The 20530-nt window shown below is 61.6% G+C and carries 6 protein-coding genes; 4 read left to right on the top strand and 2 right to left on the bottom strand.

Annotated features, from left to right (window positions below; genetic code table 11):
- Positions 1-53: 53 nt before the first annotated feature.
- Entirely contained in the window at positions 54-15383 is a 15330-nt protein-coding gene (locus LOY45_RS00660) for a retention module-containing protein (protein ID WP_258578623.1), read from the top strand.
- Between the two features lie 159 nt (positions 15384-15542).
- Positions 15543-15887 carry a tryptophan synthase subunit beta gene (locus LOY45_RS00655; protein WP_115089497.1) on the top strand — a complete coding sequence of 115 codons (345 nt, stop codon included), beginning with the start codon at positions 15543-15545 and terminating at the stop codon, positions 15885-15887.
- 37 nt (positions 15888-15924) lie between these two features.
- On the opposite strand, the gene lapD is transcribed toward LOY45_RS00655, so the two are convergent.
- Together lapD and lapG are read right to left on the bottom strand one after the other, a co-directional pair.
- The gene (gene lapD / locus LOY45_RS00650; RefSeq protein ID WP_115089498.1) at positions 15925-17871 is read right to left on the bottom strand and encodes a cyclic di-GMP receptor LapD; all 1947 of its coding nucleotides are present in this window, start codon (positions 17869-17871) and stop codon (positions 15925-15927) included.
- Between the two features lie 10 nt (positions 17872-17881).
- Positions 17882-18574: a cysteine protease LapG gene (gene lapG / locus LOY45_RS00645; protein ID WP_115089526.1), complete on the bottom strand. Its 693-nt coding sequence runs from the start codon at positions 18572-18574 to the stop codon at positions 17882-17884.
- A gap of 307 nt (positions 18575-18881) precedes the next feature.
- On the opposite strand from lapG, the gene LOY45_RS00640 reads away from it, so the two are divergent.
- Together LOY45_RS00640 and LOY45_RS00635 are read left to right on the top strand one after the other, a co-directional pair.
- Complete coding sequence (locus LOY45_RS00640) at positions 18882-19577, top strand: GntR family transcriptional regulator (protein ID WP_115089499.1); 696 nt, start codon at positions 18882-18884, stop codon at positions 19575-19577.
- Between the two features lie 77 nt (positions 19578-19654).
- On the top strand, positions 19655-20242 hold the full coding sequence (locus LOY45_RS00635; protein WP_115089500.1) for a thioesterase domain-containing protein: 588 nt from the start codon (positions 19655-19657) through the stop codon (positions 20240-20242).
- Positions 20243-20530: the final 288 nt, after the last annotated feature.

Here is a 20530-nt window from a genome sequence, read left to right as displayed (position 1 = left end):
TTCAGCGCCGGCTGGCATGGAAGCCAAATTGAACGGGTAGTCCGGAGAGTCCAATGAGCAGTGTTGTTGCCATCGTCAAAAGCATTGTTGGCCAAGTAATCGCCGTATCCCCAGAAGGGATTCAACGTGTACTCATCGAAGGTGACCGCCTGTTCGCTGGCGAGCAGGTGCTGACCGGCCTGGCCGGCGCTGTCACCCTGGAGCTGGCCGACGGCCGCACCCTGGACCTGGGCCGCGACACCCAGTGGAGCGCCGAGACCCCGGACAGCAGCACTGACCTCGCGGCAGCCACCGCCCAGGCTGCGCCTTCGGTGGAAGAGCTGCAGCAGGCCATCGCCGCCGGTGCTGACCCGACCACCGAGCTCGAAGCCACCGCAGCAGGCCCGTCGGCCGCAGGTAGCGGCGGCGCGGCCGGTGGTGGCCACAGCTTCGTGATGCTCGACGCCACCGCAGGCTCGGTCGACCCGACCATTGGCTTCCCGACCGGCCCGATCGGCTTTGCCACCGGCGCCGCCACCCAGGAACTGGGCGGCCTGGACGATGCCAACAACCCGGCAACCACCACGCCTACGCGCGAATCCGGCCTGACCCTGAGCGCCACGCCGTCGATCACCGAAGCGGGTGGCGTGATCACCTACACCGCCACCCTGGGCCAGCCACCGCTGACCGACCTGACCGTGACCCTGTCCAATGGCCAGGTCATCGTCATCAGCGCCGGGCAGACCACCGGCAGCGTCAGCGTGACCATCCCGCCGAACGATACCGTGTACCTGGACGGCAGCGAGATTTCCGCGACCATCACCGGCACTACCGGCGGCGCGGGCCTGATCGTCACCCCGGACACCACCCCGGCAGTGACCCAGATCACCGACACCATCGACACCACCACGGTCAGCCTGAGCGCCAACCCGAGTGTCACCGAAGGCGGTGTGATCACCTACACCGCCACCCTGACCAACCCGGCGCAGACGCCGGTCACCGTGACCCTGTCCAACGGCAGCACCATCACCATCGGCGCCGGCCAGACCACCGGCACCGTCGACGTGCAAACCCCGCCGAACGACGTCTACAACAACGGCAGCAGCGTCAGCACCACCATCACGGGCGCTACCGGTGGCAACTTCGAGAACCTGGTTCCGAACCCGACCCCGGCGGTCACCACCATCAACGACTCGATCGATGACACCGGCCTGAGCCTGAACGCCACCGGCACCGTGGCCGAAGGCGGTTCGATCATCTACACCGCGACCCTGACCAACCCGGCCGGTACCCCGGTGACCGTGACCCTGAGCAACGGCGCGGTGATCACCATCGCGGCGGGCCAGACTGAAGGCAGCGTCACCGTGCCTGCACCAAGCGATGATGTGTATGTCGATGCCGGCAACGTCAGCGTGAGCATCGACAATGTCGATGGTGGCAACTTCGAGAACCTGGTGGTCAGCAATCAGCCGGCGGTTACCGAAGTTACTGACACCATCGATACTTCGACTGTCACTTTGACAGCGAACAGCAGTGTGGCTGAAGGTGGTGTGGTTACCTACACCGCTTCGGTCACTGCGCCGGTTACTGGCTCTGCACTGGTTATTACCCTTGCCAATGGTCAGCAGATCACTATTCCTGTCGGTCAGAGCACTGGCTCGGTTGAGTTTGTTGCGCCGAATAACGTGCACACTACCAATTCGGACCTGACCAACAGCATTACCGGTACTACCGGTGGTAATTACGAGAAGCTGGATACCGCGGGTAATCCGGTGACTACCGTTACTGACGGTCCAGGTACTGATGACACTACCGGCCTTAAGCTGACGGCTACCGGTTCGGTCGCTGAAGGCGGCTCGATTGTTTATACCGCCACGCTGACCAATCCGGCCGGCACCGAAATGAAGGTAACCCTGAGCAATGGTGAGGTGATCACTATTGCTGCAGGTCAGACTGAAGGCAGCATTACTGTTCCGGCACCGGAAGACGACGTGTACGTCGATGCCGGTGAAGTTAGCGTGACTGTCACTGGCACTACCGGCGGCGACTTCGAGAAAGTTGCTGTAGATGGCACCCCGGCTGTTACGCAAGTTACTGACACCATTGATACTTCGACTGTCACTTTGACAGCGAACAGCAGTGTGGCTGAAGGTGGCGTGGTCACTTACACCGCTTCGGTGACTGCACCAGTGACTGGCTCTGCGCTGGTTATTACTTTGGCCAATGGTCAGCAGATCACTATTCCTGTCGGTCAGAGCACCGGTTCGGTTGAGTTTGTTGCGCCGAACAACGTGCACACTACCAACCCGGACCTGACCAACAGCATCACCGGTACTACCGGTGGTAATTACGAGAAGCTGGATACCGCGGGTAATCCGGTGACTACCGTTACTGATGGTCCGGGCACCGATGACACCACCGGCCTGAAGCTGACTGCTACCGGCTCCGTGGCTGAAGGCGGCGAGATCGTCTACACCGCCACCCTGACCAATCCAGCGGGCACCGAGATGAAGGTGACCCTGAGCAATGGTGAAGTGATCACCATCGCTGCAGGCCAGACCGAGGGCAGCATCACCCTGCCAGCGCCGTCGGACGACGTGTACATCGATGCGGGCGAAGTCAGCGTGACCATCGCCGGCACCACCGGTGGCGACTTCGAGAAAGTCGAAGTCGACCCGGCGGCTGCCGTGACTGAAGTCACCGACACCATCGACACTTCGACCGTCACCCTGACTGCTACGCCAAGCGTGACTGAAGGCGGCGTCGTTACTTACACCGCTTCGGTTACTGCCCCAGTGACCGGTTCTGCGCTGGTAGTTACTCTGGCCAACGGCCAACAGATCACCATCCCTGTCGGCGCAAGCTCGGGCACCGTGGACTTCGTCGCACCGAACAACGTGCACACCACTAACCCGGACCTGACCAACAGCATCACCGGCACCACCGGTGGCAACTACGAGAAGCTGGATACCGCGGGCAACCCGGTGACCACCGTTACTGACGGCCCGGGCACCGATGACACCACCGGTCTGAAGCTCACCGCTACCGGCTCCGTGGCTGAAGGCGGCGAAATCGTCTACACCGCCACCCTGACCAACCCAGCGGGCACCGAAATGAAGGTCACCCTGAGCAATGGTGAAGTCATCACCATCGCCAAGGGCCAAACCGAAGGCAGCATCACCCTGCCAGCGCCATCGGACGACGTGTACATCGATGCGGGCGAAGTCAGCGTAACCATCGCTGGCACCACCGGCGGTGACTTCGAGAAAGTCGAAGTCGACCCGGCGGCTGCCGTGACTGAAGTCACCGACACCATCGACACTTCGACCGTCACCCTGACTGCTACGCCAAGCGTGACTGAAGGCGGCGTCGTTACTTACACCGCTTCGGTTACTGCCCCAGTGACCGGTTCTGCGCTGGTAGTTACTCTGGCCAACGGCCAACAGATCACCATCCCTGTCGGCGCAAGCTCGGGCACCGTGGACTTCGTTGCACCCAACAACGTCCACACCACCAACCCAGACCTGACCAACAGCATCACCGGCACCACCGGTGGCAACTACGAGAAGCTGGATACCGCGGGCAACCCGGTGACCACCGTCACCGACGGTCCAGGTACTGACGACACCACCGGTCTGAAGCTGACCGCAACTGGCTCCGTCGCCGAAGGCGGCGAGATCGTCTACACCGCTACCCTGACCAACCCGGCCGGCACCGAAATGAAGGTGACCCTGAGCAACGGTGAAGTCATCACCATCGCCAAGGGCCAAACCGAAGGCAGCATCACCCTGCCAGCGCCATCCGATGACGTGTACATCGATGCCGGTGAAGTCAGCGTGACCATCGCCGGCACTACTGGTGGCGATTTCGAGAAAGTCGAAGTCGACCCGGCGGCTGCCGTGACTGAAGTCACCGACACCATCGACACTTCGACCGTCACCCTGACTGCTACGCCAAGCGTGACTGAAGGCGGCGTGGTTACTTACACCGCTTCGGTTACTGCCCCAGTGACCGGTTCTGCGCTGGTAGTTACTCTGGCCAACGGCCAACAAATCACCATCCCAGTCGGTTCCAGCTCGGGCACCGTGGACTTCGTCGCACCCAACAACGTGCACACCACCAACCCGGACCTGACCAACAGCATCACCGGCACCACCGGTGGTAACTACGAGAAGCTGGATACCGCCGGCAACCCGGTGACCACCGTTACTGACGGTCCAGGTACTGACGACACTACCGGCCTGAAGCTGACCGCCACTGGTTCGGTCGCTGAAGGCGGCGAGATCGTCTACACCGCTACCCTGACCAACCCGGCCGGCACCGAAATGAAGGTGACCCTGAGCAACGGTGAAGTCATCACCATCGCCAAGGGCCAAACCGAAGGCAGCATCACCCTGCCAGCGCCATCCGATGACGTGTACATCGATGCAGGGGAAGTCAGCGTGACTGTCGCTGGTACCACTGGCGGCGACTTCGAGAAACTGGATGTAGATAACACTCCAGCCGTCACCGAAGTGACCGACACCATCGACACTTCGACCGTCACCCTGACCGCCACTCCGAGCGTGACTGAAGGTGGCGTGGTGACTTACACCGCTTCTGTCACTGCTCCGGTAACCGGCTCGAACCTGGTGATCACCCTGGCCAATGGTCAGCAGATCACTATTCCGGTCGGCGCAAGCTCGGGCACCGTGGACTTTGTCGCACCCAACAACGTGCACACCACCAACCCGGACCTGACCAACAGCATCACCGGCACCACCGGTGGCAACTACGAGAAGCTGGATACCGCGGGCAACCCGGTGACCACCGTCACCGACGGTCCAGGTACCGACGACACCACCGGTCTGAAGCTCACTGCTACCGGCTCCGTGGCTGAAGGCGGCGAAATCGTCTACACCGCCACCCTGACCAACCCAGCCGGCACCGAAATGAAGGTCACCCTGAGCAACGGTGAAGTCATCACCATCGCTGCAGGCCAGACCGAGGGCAGCATCACCCTGCCAGCGCCATCGGACGACGTGTACATCGATGCAGGGGAAGTCAGCGTGACTGTCGCTGGTACCACTGGCGGCGACTTCGAGAAACTGGATGTAGATAACACTCCAGCCGTCACCGAAGTGACCGACACCATCGATACTTCGACCGTCACCCTGACCGCCACGCCGAGCGTGACTGAAGGTGGCGTGGTGACTTACACCGCTTCCGTCACCGCTCCGGTAACCGGTTCGAACCTGGTGATCAACCTGGCCAACGGTCAGCAAATCACAATCCCTGTCGGCGCAAGCTCGGGCACCGTGGACTTTGTCGCACCGAACAACGTGCACACCACCAACCCGGACCTGACCAACAGCATCACCGGCACCACCGGTGGTAACTACGAGAAGCTGGATACCGCGGGCAACCCGGTGACCACCGTTACTGACGGTCCAGGTACTGACGACACTACCGGCCTGAAGCTGACTGCTACCGGCTCGGTCGCTGAAGGCGGCGAGATCGTCTACACCGCCACCCTGACCAATCCAGCGGGCACCGAGATGAAGGTGACCCTGAGCAATGGTGAAGTCATCACCATCGCCAAGGGCCAGACCGAGGGCAGCATCACCCTGCCAGCGCCTTCGGACGACGTGTACATCGATGCCGGTGAAGTCAGCGTGACCATCGCCGGCACCACCGGTGGCGACTTCGAAAAAGTCGAAGTCGACCCGGCGGCTGCCGTGACTGAAGTCACCGACACCATCGACACCAGCACCGTTACGTTGACCGCTACTCCAAGCGTGACCGAAGGCGGCGTGGTGACTTACACCGCTTCGGTTACTGCTCCGGTTACCGGTTCGAACCTGGTGATCACCCTGGCCAATGGTCAGCAGATCACTATTCCGGTCGGCGCAAGCTCGGGCACCGTGGACTTTGTCGCACCGAACAACGTGCATACCACCAACCCGGATCTGACCAACAGCATCACCGGCACCACCGGTGGTAATTACGAGAAGCTGGACACTGCCGGTAATCCGGTGACCACCGTCACCGACGGTCCGGGCACTGACGACACCACCGGCCTGAAACTGACGGCTACCGGCTCCGTGGCTGAAGGCGGCGAAATCGTTTACACCGCCACCCTGACCAACCCAGCGGGCACCGAGATGAAGGTGACCCTGAGCAATGGTGAAGTCATCACCATCGCCAAGGGCCAGACCGAGGGCAGCATCACCCTGCCAGCGCCTTCGGACGACGTGTACATCGATGCCGGTGAAGTCAGCGTGACCATCGCCGGCACTACTGGTGGCGATTTCGAGAAAGTCGAAGTCGACCCGGCGGCTGCCGTGACTGAAGTCACCGACACCATCGATACCAGCACCGTTACGCTGACCGCTACTCCAAGCGTGACCGAAGGCGGCGTCGTCACCTACACCGCTTCGGTTACTGCTCCGGTTACCGGCTCGAACCTGGTGATCACCCTGGCCAATGGTCAGCAGATCACCATCCCAGTTGGCGCAAGCTCGGGCACCGTGGATTTCGTTGCACCGAACAACGTGCACACCACCAACCCGGATCTGACCAACAGCATTACCGGTACTTCGGGCGGCAACTACGAGAAGCTGGATACCGCTGGTAATCCGGTGACCACCGTCACCGACGGTCCAGGTACCGACGACACCACCGGTCTGAAGCTCACTGCTACCGGCTCCGTGGCTGAAGGCGGCGAAATCGTTTACACCGCCACCCTGACCAACCCAGCGGGCACCGAGATGAAGGTGACCCTGAGCAATGGTGAAGTCATCACCATCGCCAAGGGCCAGACCGAGGGCAGCATCACCCTGCCAGCGCCTTCGGACGACGTGTACATCGATGCCGGTGAAGTCAGCGTGACCATCGCCGGCACCACCGGTGGCGACTTCGAAAAAGTCGAAGTCGACCCGGCGGCTGCCGTGACTGAAGTCACCGACACCATCGACACCAGCACCGTTACGTTGACCGCTACTCCAAGCGTGACCGAAGGCGGCGTGGTGACTTACACCGCTTCGGTTACTGCTCCGGTTACCGGTTCGAACCTGGTGATCACCCTGGCCAATGGTCAGCAGATCACTATTCCGGTCGGCGCAAGCTCGGGCACCGTGGACTTTGTCGCACCGAACAACGTGCACACCACTAACCCAGATCTGACCAACAGCATCACCGGCACCACCGGTGGTAACTACGAGAAGCTGGACACTGCGGGCAACCCAGTGACCACCGTTACTGACGGTCCGGGCACCGATGACACCACCGGCCTGAAGCTGACCGCCACTGGCTCCGTCGCCGAAGGCGGTGAGATCGTCTACACCGCCACCCTGACCAACCCAGCGGGCACCGAAATGAAGGTCACCCTGAGCAATGGTGAAGTCATCACCATCGCCAAGGGCCAGACCGAAGGCAGCATCACTGTTCCGGCTCCGGAAGACGACGTGTACGTCGATGCAGGGGAAGTCAGCGTAACTGTCGCTGGTACCACCGGCGGCGACTTCGAGAAGCTGGATGTGGATAACACTCCAGCCGTCACCGAAGTCACCGACACCATCGACACTTCGACCGTCACCCTGACCGCCACGCCGAGCGTGACTGAAGGTGGCGTCGTTACTTACACCGCTTCGGTTACTGCCCCAGTGACCGGCTCGAACTTGGTCATTACTCTGGCCAACGGTCAGCAAATCACCATCCCTGTCGGCGCAAGCTCGGGCACCGTGGACTTCGTTGCACCGAACAACGTGCACACCACTAACCCGGACCTGACCAACAGCATCACCGGCACCACCGGTGGTAATTACGAGAAGCTGGACACTGCGGGCAACCCAGTCACGACCGTCACCGACGGCCCGGGCACTGACGACACCACCGGTCTGAAGCTCACCGCTACCGGCTCCGTGGCTGAAGGCGGCGAAATCGTCTACACCGCCACCCTGACCAACCCAGCGGGCACCGAGATGAAGGTGACCCTGAGCAACGGTGAAGTCATCACCATCGCCAAGGGCCAGACCGAAGGCAGCATCACTGTTCCGGCTCCGGAAGACGACGTGTACATCGATGCCGGTGAAGTCAGCGTGACCATCGCCGGCACTACTGGTGGCGATTTCGAGAAAGTCGAAGTCGACCCGGCGGCTGCCGTGACTGAAGTCACCGACACCATCGATACCAGCACCGTTACGCTGACCGCTACTCCAAGCGTGACCGAAGGCGGCGTGGTGACTTACACCGCTTCCGTCACCGCTCCGGTAACCGGTTCGAACCTGGTGATCACCCTGGCCAATGGTCAGCAGATCACTATTCCGGTCGGCGCAAGCTCGGGCACCGTGGACTTTGTCGCACCGAACAACGTGCATACCACCAACCCGGATCTGACCAACAGCATTACCGGCACTTCGGGCGGTAACTACGAGAAGCTGGACACTGCGGGCAACCCAGTGACCACCGTTACTGACGGTCCGGGCACCGATGACACCACCGGCCTGAAGCTGACTGCTACCGGCTCGGTCGCGGAAGGCGGCGAGATCGTCTACACCGCGACGCTGACCAACCCAGCTGGCACCGAAATGAAGGTCACCCTGAGCAACGGTGAAGTCATCACCATCGCCAAGGGCCAAACCGAAGGCAGCATCACTGTTCCGGCTCCGGAAGACGACGTGTACGTCGATGCAGGGGAAGTCAGCGTGACTGTCGCTGGTACCAGTGGCGGCGACTTCGAGAAGCTGGATGTGGATAACACTCCAGCCGTCACCGAAGTGACCGACACCATCGACACTTCGACTGTCACCCTGACCGCCACTCCGAGCGTGACTGAAGGTGGCGTGGTGACTTACACCGCTTCTGTCACTGCTCCGGTAACCGGCTCGAACCTGGTGATCACCCTGGCCAATGGTCAGCAGATCACCATCCCTGTCGGCGCAAGCTCGGGCACCGTGGACTTTGTCGCACCGAACAACGTGCATACCACCAACCCGGATCTGACCAACAGCATCACCGGCACTTCGGGCGGTAACTACGAGAAGCTGGACACTGCGGGCAACCCAGTGACCACCGTTACTGACGGTCCGGGCACCGATGACACTACCGGCCTGAAGCTGACCGCCACTGGCTCGGTCGCGGAAGGCGGCGAGATCGTCTACACCGCGACGCTGACCAACCCGGCTGGCACCGAAATGAAGGTCACCCTGAGCAACGGTGAAGTCATCACCATCGCCAAGGGCCAAACCGAAGGCAGCATCACTGTTCCGGCTCCGGAAGACGACGTGTACATCGATGCCGGTGAAGTCAGCGTGACTGTCGCTGGTACCACCGGCGGCGACTTCGAGAAGCTGGATGTGGATAACACTCCAGCCGTCACCGAAGTGACCGACACCATCGACACTTCGACCGTCACCCTGACCGCCACGCCGAGCGTGACTGAAGGTGGCGTTGTCACTTACACCGCTTCGGTTACTGCTCCGGTAACCGGTTCGAACCTGGTGATCAACCTGGCCAATGGTCAGCAGATCACCATCCCTGTCGGTTCCAGCTCGGGCACCGTGGACTTCGTTGCACCGAACAACGTGCACACCACCAACCCGGACCTGACCAACAGCATCACCGGCACCACCGGTGGTAACTACGAGAAGCTGGATACCGCGGGCAACCCGGTGACCACCGTTACTGACGGTCCAGGTACTGACGACACTACCGGCCTGAAGCTGACTGCTACCGGCTCGGTCGCTGAAGGCGGCGAGATCGTCTACACCGCCACCCTGACCAATCCAGCGGGCACCGAGATGAAGGTGACCCTGAGCAATGGTGAAGTCATCACCATCGCCAAGGGCCAGACCGAGGGCAGCATCACCCTGCCAGCGCCTTCGGACGACGTGTACATCGATGCCGGTGAAGTCAGCGTGACCATCGCCGGCACCACCGGTGGCGACTTCGAAAAAGTCGAAGTCGACCCGGCGGCTGCCGTGACTGAAGTCACCGACACCATCGACACCAGCACCGTTACGTTGACCGCTACTCCAAGCGTGACCGAAGGCGGCGTGGTGACTTACACCGCTTCGGTTACTGCTCCGGTTACCGGTTCGAACCTGGTGATCACCCTGGCCAATGGTCAGCAGATCACTATTCCGGTCGGCGCAAGCTCGGGCACCGTGGACTTTGTCGCACCGAACAACGTGCACACCACCAACCCGGACCTGACCAACAGCATCACCGGCACCACCGGTGGCAACTACGAGAAGCTGGATACCGCGGGCAACCCGGTGACCACCGTCACCGATGGTCCGGGTACTGACGACACCACCGGCCTGAAGCTGACCGCCACTGGCTCCGTCGCCGAAGGCGGCGAAATCGTCTACACCGCTACCCTGACCAACCCAGCCGGCACCGAAATGAAGGTCACCCTGAGCAATGGTGAAGTCATCACCATCGCCAAGGGCCAAACCGAAGGCAGCATCACTGTTCCGGCTCCGGAAGACGACGTGTACGTCGATGCAGGGGAAGTCAGCGTGACTGTCGCTGGTACCACTGGCGGCGACTTCGAGAAACTGGATGTAGATAACACTCCAGCCGTCACCGAAGTGACCGACACCATCGATACTTCGACCGTCACCCTGACCGCCACGCCAAGCGTGACTGAAGGTGGCGTGGTGACTTACACCGCTTCCGTCACTGCTCCGGTAACCGGTTCGAACCTGGTGATCAACCTGGCCAACGGTCAGCAAATCACCATCCCTGTCGGCGCAAGCTCGGGCACCGTGGACTTCGTTGCACCGAACAACGTGCACACCACCAACCCGGACCTGACCAACAGCATCACCGGCACCACCGGCGGCAACTACGAGAAGCTGGACACTGCGGGCAACCCGGTGACCACCGTTACTGACGGTCCAGGTACTGACGACACCACCGGCCTCAAGCTGACCGCGACGCCAACAGTCAACGAAGGCGGCTCGATCACCTACACCGCGACGCTGACCAACCCAGCCGGTACCGAGATGAAGGTCACCCTGAGCAACGGTGAAGTCATCACCATCGCCAAGGGCCAGACCGAAGGCAAGATCACCATCGATGCACCAAGCGACGACGTATACATCGACGCTGACAAGCTGAGCGTGACTGTCACTGGCACCACCGGTGGCGACTTCGAGAAGCTGGCTGTGGATAACACCCCGGCTGTCACCGACGTCAAGGACACCATCGACACCAGCACCGTAACCCTGACCGCCAGCACCAACAGTGTTGTTGAAGGCGGCGTGGTCACCTACACCGCGAAAGTCAGCGCGCCGGTGACCGGTTCCGACCTGGTCATCAACCTGGCCAACGGTCAGCAGATCACCATTCCTGTAGGCCAGAGCACCGGCACTGTGGACTACGTTGCACCGAACAACGTGCACACCACCAATCCGACCCTGACCAACAGCATCACCGGCACCAGCGGCGGCAACTACGAAAAACTGGTCAGCACCGGCAACACCAGCACCACCGTCACTGACGGCCCGGGCACCAAGGACTCCACCAGCCTGACCCTGACGGCGACTCCGACCGTGGCCGAAGGCGGCTCGATCACTTACGTGGCCAAGCTGAGCAACCCTGCTGGCACCGAGATGAAGGTCACCCTGAGCAACGGTGAGACCATCACCATCGCCGCAGGCCAGACCGAAGGCAAGGTGACCATCGCCGCGCCTGGCGATGACGTGTACATCGATGCCGGTAACGTCAGTGCGAAAATCACCGGCAGCACCGGCGGTGACTTCGAAGAACTGAAGGTCGACGGTTCGTCCGCCGTAACCAGCGTTACCGATACCATCGACACCACCAACCTGACCCTGAGCGCCACGCCATCGGTCGCCGAAGGTGGCAACATCACCTACACCGCGACCTTGAGCAACAAGGCGCAGACCGCGGTCACCGTGACCCTGAGCAACGGTGCAACCATCACCATCGATGCCGGCAAGACCACGGGCACGGCCAGCGTGCCTGCGCCAGCGGATGACGTGTACATCGATGCGGGCAGCGTCAACGCCACCATCACTGGCGCCACCGGTGGCAACTTCGAAGACCTGGCGATCAGCAAGCAGCCAGCCGTCACCCAGGTGACCGACACCATCGACACCACCACCGTCAGCATCAGCGGCACCACCTCGGTGGTGGAAGGTGACTCGGCCAACTACACGCTGACCCTGACCAACAAGGCGCAAACCGATGTAGTCATCAAGCTGACCTACAGCGGCACCGCCACCAACGGTGCGGACTACACCGGCGTCGCCACCGTGGTGATCAAGGCGGGCAGCGATGTGGGCACCTTCAGCGTGCCGATCATCCGTGATGGCATTGCCGAGAGTGCCGAGAACTTCACCGTGAAGATCGACTCGGCCACCGGCGGCAACTTCGAGAACCTGGCAGTCAGCGGCAGCGCGGGCAGTGTCACCACCACCATCGTCAGCAACGAGGCACCTGTTGCCGCGGGCGGCGCCGTGACCGGTACCGAAGACACCGACCTGGTGCTGAGCTGGGCCAACTTCGGCATCACCGATGCCGATACCCCGGCGGCCAACCTGGGCCTGACCATCACCAAACTGCCCGCCGACGGCGTGCTGCAGTACAAGGATGGCAACGTCTGGAAAACCCTGACCGAAGCCGATGCTGGCAAGGTCTTCAGCAAGGCCGACATCGATGCCGGCAAGCTGAAGTTCGTGCCGGATCGCAACGAGTCGGGTATCAATGCCAACGGTGGCACCGGCGTCGGCAACAAAGAGGCCGACTACGCACACATCAAGTTCAAGCCAACCGATGGCCAGGGCCTGGGCAACGAAAGCACCGTCAAGGTCGACATCACTCCGGTGGCCGACAAACCTGACCTGAACATCGGCAGCAACAACGTCAACTCGATCGGCCTGGTCAAGGAAACCTGGAACAGCCTCAGCGGCCTGGGTACCAACGGCAACGGCATCACCGGCGATGCACTGAAGACCGTGTTCGACAACTCGGGCAAGGCCAACAGCAGCTCGCTGGTCACCAATGCCCAGTCCGACGCCAGCGTCGTCGGCGGTTCGGGCTCGAAGACTTCCGGCCTGATCTACCTCGAAGCGGGTAAGACCTACAGCTTCAGCGGTGTCGGCGATGACAGCCTGCTGATCACCATCGGCGGCAAGAACGTGGCCCAGGCCACCTGGGGCGCGGGCGGTGCGATCAGCGGATCGTTCAAGCCGACCATCAGCGGCTACTACACCCTGGATATCTACCACGCCAACCAGAGCGGCCCGGGCAGCTACGACGTCAACCTGTCGGTCAATGGCAGTACCCCGGTCGACCTGAACAACGCCAACATCCCGATGTACCCGGGCGTGAACGAGCTGACCAATGCTGGCGTCACCGTCGGCGAGTTGCACGGTGCCAATGGCGAAGGCTACTACCAGGGCTACAAGCTCAATGAAGGCGCCGAGAACGGCACCGTCAAGCTGGTCGGTATCTCCACCAACCTCACCGACACCGATGGTTCGGAAACCCTCAGCGTCAAGCTGGGCGGCATTCCGGCAGGCTCGGTACTGAGCGATGGCGCCGGCCACACTGTCACCGTCGGCAGTGGCCAGGTCGACGTCACCGGCTGGAACCTCAACGGCCTGAGCATCAAGCCGCCAGCCTACTACCAGGGCCAGTTCGACGTGACCGTCACCTCGACGGCCACCGAGAAGGCCAACGGCAGCACCGACTTCACCCAGGGCACGATCAAGGTCACCGTTTACCCGGATACCTATGCCACCACCAACCTGACGTCCGATAACGACAGCCGCGACTTTGGCACCAACAACGACATCGTGGTCGCCGACGTCAATGGCTTGCATGTAACCCCAGGGCAGGATTACAACCTGGCGTTCATTGTCGATACTTCAGCCAGTATGGGTTACGCCGGTGTGGACGCGGCGAAGAAATCCCTGGAGTCGGTGTTCAACACCCTGGCTAACAGTGTCAAAGGTGCTCAGTCGGGTACGGTGAATATTCTGCTGGTGGACTTCTCCACCCAGGTCAACACCACCTTCTCGATCAACCTGGCCGACAATGGTGGACTGGCAGCGCTGCAAGCTGCACTGAAGAAGCTGACTCCCGGCGGCAATACCAACTACGAAGATGCGTTCAAAACCACCGCCAACTGGTTCCAGAACCTCAAGGACACCGGCAGTGACGGTAGCAACCAGACGTTCTTCATTACCGATGGCCAGCCAAACGTTTCTCAAGGCAACGAGCGAGGTAACCCGACGTTCAAAGACTCGGGCTACTCGATGGATAGCGTACTGGCCTCGCTGAACTACAAACTGGGCAATGTCATCAGCAATGAAATGGTCGGTGGCTACAACCGGATCAGTATCGACAAGCAGGGTAACCTCTCGTCTCAATACTGGGATGGCTACCGCTGGCGCGCCGACAGCAACGCTTCGGGCGAGTTGCACGCGCAAGGTGATGGCACCTATGAGTTGTCGAGCCAGAACTGGTATTACGTCGACGCCAACTCCAAAGAGTCTTTCCTGTTGCTGTCGAAGCATTCGAGCGTGGAAGCGATCGGCCTCAATGGCGGGGTCAACTCCAACGATCTGAAACCATACGACACCGATGGTAAACCGCAGGCCAACATCGACCCGAGCAAACTGGCCGAAGCGATTCTTGGCCATACCGAGGCCAGCCTGCCGGGCAACGATGCAGTCAGTGGCGGCGACGGCAATGACATCCTGTTCGGTGACCTGGTCAGTTTTGACGGCATCGCCGGCAACGGCGTCGAAGCCATGCAAGCCTATGTGGCCGGCAAGCTGGGCGTGGACCAGGGTGATGTCGACGGACGCGTGCTGCACCAGTACATCGCCGAGCACGTCAGCGAGTTTGATGTATCACGTACTGGCGATGGCAAGGACACGCTGCTCGGTGGCGACGGCAACGACATTCTCTTCGGCCAGGGTGGCAACGACTACCTCGATGGCGGCAAGGGCAATGACATCCTGCTCGGCGGTACCGGCAATGACACCCTGCTTGGCGGTGAAGGCAACGACATCCTTATCGGCGGCAAGGGCGACGACATCATGACCGGCGGCAGCGGTGCCGATACCTTCGTGTGGAAGGCTGGCGACACCGGCAAGGACGTGATCAAGGACTTCAAGGCTGCCGAAGGTGACCGTCTGGACCTGAGCGACCTGCTCCAGGGCGAGAAGGCTAGCACCATCGACAACTACCTGAAGATCACCACGGTCAACGGCGAGTCGACCCTGCAGGTCAGCTCCGAAGGCAAGCTCAACGCTTCTGGCGGCCTGGCCAATGCCGATGTGACGATCAAGCTGGAAGGGGTCAACTGGGCCAATACCACGATCAACTCGCTGGTTACCGGTGCCGACCCAACCATCAAGATCGACCACTCCAACAGTTGATCCACAGCCTGCGCCAGCCCTCCCGGGGCTGGCGCGGCGCTTCGGACTTTGCCTGCACCGTATTCACAGCGCATACTCGCTCGCCGGGGCTACACGCCCGGCCAGCTTGGCCTATGCTGCTGACTGCGGATACGGACTGACATTCAGAGGGATACCCCCATGTTCTACGTGCAACGCGATGCACAGGGCCAACTGGTCCGGGTAGAGGCCGCACCCTACGCCGAATACACGGAGATGCTCCCGGCCGACCATGCCGAGGTCCAGGAGTGGTTCGCCGACGACGTAGTCGAGAACAGCCTCAAGCAGCTCAAACAGAGTGACCTGGACATGATCCGGGTGCTCGAGGACTTGATCGAGGTGCTGACCACCAAAGGCGTGATCAGCATCACCGACCTGCCGGCCGGCGCTCAGGCCAAACTGCTCAGCCGATCCAATGCCCGTCAGGTGCTGGGCGGCCTGACCAACCTGATCGATGACAGTGAAGAACACAGCGGCCTGATCTGACTGGCGCAGGCCCGTTGCGGGCCTGCAGCCGCTTGCCTCAACGCCAGGGTGCCGGCTCGCCGACCAGTCTTCCCTGAACCCCCTGAATACCCATCTCACGCAATACCTTGAGCTCACCTTCGGTTTCGACCCGCTCGGCAATCAGCGGCAAGTCGATGCTGTGCGCTGCGCGCTGGATCGCTTCGATGAACAGGCGCTTGTGCCGTTCGTGGTCGATGGCGCGGATGTAGCTGCCGTCGATCTTCAGGTAGGCCAGACCCAGGTGTGCAAGGTTGCCGATCATGCTGAAACGTCCGCCGAAACGCTGCAGGCTGAGGCTGAAACCCAGTACCCGCAGGCGTCGGGTGAGCTGCTCAAGCACGGCTTGTTCAGGCAGTTGTTCTTCACCGATTTCCAGGGTCAGGCGCGGACCCAGCACGGCATTCTGGCCGAGCAGGTCATAGACCCGCTGCAACGCCTTCGGATCGGCCAGGGTCGCTGCCGACAGGTTAAGGGCCAGCGCTTCCTTGTGGGTGTGCATGTGCTTGAGCACTTGCTCGAGCATCAGCACATCGAGCCGCGCCGACCAGCCAAAACGCTCCAGCCAGGGCAGGAAGCGTCCGGCGGCGATGGCCTGGCCCTGGGCGTCGAGCACCCGCGAGATCACCTTGTAATGCAGCACCCGCTCCGGTGCATCACAGGCCACCACCGGCTGGAAGAACAGCTGGAAGCGCCCCTGCTGCAACGCTTCATCGAGCAGGGTATGCCAGGCATGGTGGGTATCGCCGGCTTGCGGCGCAGTACCCTGCTCCAGGCACACCCAGCCTGGCTCCAGCTGGCTTTCAGCGCGCGCCAGGGCTTCGTCAGCCAGCTTGAGCAAAGCCTGGGGCTCGTCACCCGGGCTGTAAGGGGCCATGCCGATGCAGGCGACCGGGGTTACATCACTGGCGCCGGTATCGGCCAGGCTCTGCAGGGTCACTTCCAGGGCCTGGGCCAGCTGGATCGCCTCTTCATGCACCAGCCCCGGCGCCAGCACGGCAAACTCGCCGCCGCGGCTGCGGGTAATCAGGTTGTTGGTTTCCGGGTAGTTGGCGCAGGTGCGTTGCAGTTGCTGGCCAACCGCCTGCAGCAACTGGTCGGTACGCTGACCGCCCAGGCGCTGGTTGAGCCCGGCCAGGTCCTTGACCCGCAGCAGCAACAGGTAACCCGGGCGCGCCTCTTCGAGGTTGCTGACCAGGGCGTTGAGCTGCATCTCGAAATAGCGGCGGTTGGCAAGCCCGGTGAGGCTGTCCTGGTACGACTCGACCCGCAGCTTTTCGCTACGCTCGGCCTGCTCCTTGAACAGCGCCTTGAGCTTTTCGACCATCTGGTTCATGGCCTGCACTACCCGGCGCAGTTCCGGGGTACGCGGCAAGTCCGGCAAACTGAGGAACTCGCGCCGGGCGATGGCGTGGGACTGCGCCACCATGTAATCCAGCGGCTTGAGCTGGCGGCGCAGCAACAGCGCGCCGAGCACCGCACTCAAGGCGCCGCACAGCAGCAGCCAGCCGAGGCTGCCCAGGGCACTCTGCCAAAGCTTGGCCAGGGCGAACATCGGATGGCTGACCACCTCGACCCGTGCCGCCTGCTGCCAGCCGCGGCTGACGATGGCATCGCCACCGGCGGGCTCCAGGCCGATCAGGCGAATGAACCAGGCCGGCACACCGTTGGCATCTGGCTCGGCGTGGCGCTCGACCAGCAAGGCATTGGAGCCCGTGTCGATGACCTTGATGCTCGAATAATAACCACTGTCGAAGATCGAGCTGACCATCAGCTCGACCATCGCCGGGTCGTCGATATTCGGCGTCAGCGACAGCGCCAGGGCCGTGGCGGCGTCCTGGGCATGGGAGCGCAGCTGGTTGACGTACTGGCTGCGCGAACTCTCCAGGCTGACCATGAAGCTGCCGCTGAAGGCGACTACCAGGAACAGGCAGATGGCAAGCAGCAATTGTTTGAACAGTGACATCTGTGCTCCTTCAGTAAGCCGGCTCGGCGGGGAAGCCTTCGGCCTGCATCTTCTTCAATAGATCCTGCCAGCGCGACAAGCGCTTGGTGTCGCCCACCTTCTTGTTGCCACCCGCACCGGTCAGCCACAGGCCTTCACCGTTGAAGGAATACACCGGCAACAGGTCCGGCCTCTGGCTGGCGGGCTTGATCGCGTCGATCAGGCTGTCGAGCACCAGTGGCATGGCCTCCGGGCTTGAATAATAGGTCAGGACCATGTGCGCGCGATTCTGGCGCAAGGCCTTGACGTAGGTAATCCGCAGTTTTTCGGCAGGAACACCGAGCCGGCGCAGGCTGAAATACTTGGCGATAGCGTAGTCTTCACAGTCGCCGGCGCCCTTGATCAACGACTGCACCGGGGTTGCCCAGTAGTCCACCTCACGCCACAGGTCGATATCCTCGACATAGCGAAGCTGCTGGTTGAAGAACTGGTTGACCACTTTCAGGCGTTCGGCCTCGCTGCCCTGCTTCTGGGTCGCCAACAGGTTCTGCCAGGCATCGACCCGGCCCTGACCAGGCCCCAAGGGCCCGTACAACGACTGGGCGCGGCGGCTGATCTGCGAGAAATCCCAATCGGCGTGCAGACCGCCCAGCAACAGGCAGCCGAGCACCACGGCAAGGCCAAGCCGACGCACAGTCAATTGAACAGCCAGAGGTATCGCCAATGCGAACAATCCGCGCAGACCTGTGGAAAACGCCGATGGTGCGGCCTCGACCCGGAAAAAACAATGGCACCTTACGATCATCGCGCCATCAAACTGTTGATCACGGGCAACCCCTTGTCAGGCGTGGGCTGCAACCCGGCTTCCCTTGAGCAAAAACTTCCTTCACGATAGCAAGCAAGCGGCCGTTGATTGCTGTTTCGTTAGTGAAATCAGGGCTCTCGTCGGCGCGGTTTGACAAGTAAATCTCCCCTAACTAGTGTTATTGGATCCTGGATCCAAAACCGTTTCGACTTCAGGCAGAGACAGCGTGGCCGAAAAAACCAAACTTCTGAGCGACATTCTGGGCGGTGGCGAGCAAGTTCCGCCCCACCTGGCGCGCAGTGTGATTGAAGAGCGGCTGCGCAGTGCCATCCTCGATGGTCGCCTGGCGCCGGGCATGGCCTTGCGTCAACAGGAACTGGCCACCTTGTTTGGCGTCAGCCGCATGCCGGTGCGCGAGGCCCTGCGCCAGCTCGAAGCGCAGTCGCTGCTGCAGGTAGTGGCGCACAAGGGTGCCGTGGTCGCGCCACTGATCGGCGAAGATGCCGTGGATACCTACGCCTTGCGGGTCCTCCTGGAGTCCGAGGCCCTGCGCCAGTCGATCCCCTTGCTCGACGCCGAGGATATTGCCATGGCTCGCGGCTATATCGCGGAGCTGGAAAACGAAACCCGGCATGCCGAAATCGGTCGCCTGAACCGCCTGTTTCACATGAGCCTGTACAGCAAGGCGCCCAACCAGAAGCTGCTGCGCCTGATTGAAAACGAGCTCAATGAAGAAGAACGCTTTCTGCGCTTCCACCTGTCGTCGATGGGCCTGGGCAAGCTGACCCAGGACGATCACATCGGGCTGGTGGACGCCGCTAACGACAAGTCGGTTGAAGATGCCATCAGGATCCTCGAACGCCACCTGAACAACGGGGCAAAAACGATCAAGGCCTACCTGAGCAGACAATCGGCAGAGTGAACCCACAGCCATGGCCGGCGACCCCGGCCACTGGCAGCAATCGCGCTCGGGGCACACCTTGAGCGGAAGGAAAGGCAGTGCACGCTCCCACTCTTCAGCGCAGAACCGTACCGGGCTCTGCCCAGCCGCCGCAGATCCGCCTGATCTGCCTCGCCTGCAGTCAGGACCATCTGAGCCAATACCGCGCCTGGTCCGTAGCGCTCAATGACCATATCGAACTGGTGACCGTCAACGTCCTGGCCTATGGCGACCTGACCCGTCCACTGCCCTTGCAAAACAATCCCACCCTGATCGCCACCCTGGTCGAACGCTTGCAGGTCTACCTGCACAAACCCCATGCGCTGTTTGGTCAGGGCGTAGGGGCGCAGTTGGCTTTCGCCCTGGCCCGCAACACCGAGCAACTGCACCCGGGCCAGACCCGCCATCTGTTTGTCTCGACCAGCGACAGCCCTTCAGCTGATGCAGGCGAGGCCCCGGCCGGGCTCAAAGTGCCAGTCACTGCGCTGTATCCGTCAGGGTATCTGCCGCGCATGCTGGGTTGGCACGACTACAGCTGCCGGGAGATCGAGCTGATCGAACTGCCCGATGACCAAGGCGAAGCCCCCCGGTTCAACCAGCGCCTGATTCAAATCATCAATACGCACCTGGGCCTGCTTAGCCTCTGACCCCTCCAGACATACCCATCCCCTGCCCTCAAGGGGTGCTCTCGCGCCCCTGATTTGTCTCTTCCTGTTTCAGCCAGCCATGGCGGCCCCTGCATTTTCGGCACACTCTTACCCGCGCAGCGACCGCTGATTGCCCTCGGGCGGACCTGGTCGTCTGCTTTTTGCACACCTGCAGAAGGAGCCTAGCGCCGGGCAAGGACCGATATCGATCAGCTGCCCCTTAGAGTCAACCAGGTCCGACTTCCATTCTTCTGTGCTCCGAGTGAGGCATTCACTCACGCAGTTTTT

This window comes from Pseudomonas wadenswilerensis (assembly GCF_024749185.1).
GTDB classification, from domain to species: Bacteria; Pseudomonadota; Gammaproteobacteria; order Pseudomonadales; family Pseudomonadaceae; genus Aquipseudomonas; species Aquipseudomonas wadenswilerensis.
The sequence above is the reverse complement of the archived record's forward strand: the minus strand, read 5'-3'. Positions and strand labels throughout refer to the sequence as shown.

Bases quoted from the DNA above. Each gene is read 5' to 3' on its own strand.
- LOY45_RS00655 (WP_115089497.1), top strand. From the start codon at position 15,543: ATGTTCTACGTGCAACGCGATGCACAGGGCCAACTGGTCCGGGTAGAG.
- LOY45_RS00660 (WP_258578623.1), top strand. From the start codon at position 54: ATGAGCAGTGTTGTTGCCATCGTCAAAAGCATTGTTGGCCAAGTAATC.
- lapD (WP_115089498.1), bottom strand. From the start codon at position 17,871: ATGTCACTGTTCAAACAATTGCTGCTTGCCATCTGCCTGTTCCTGGTA.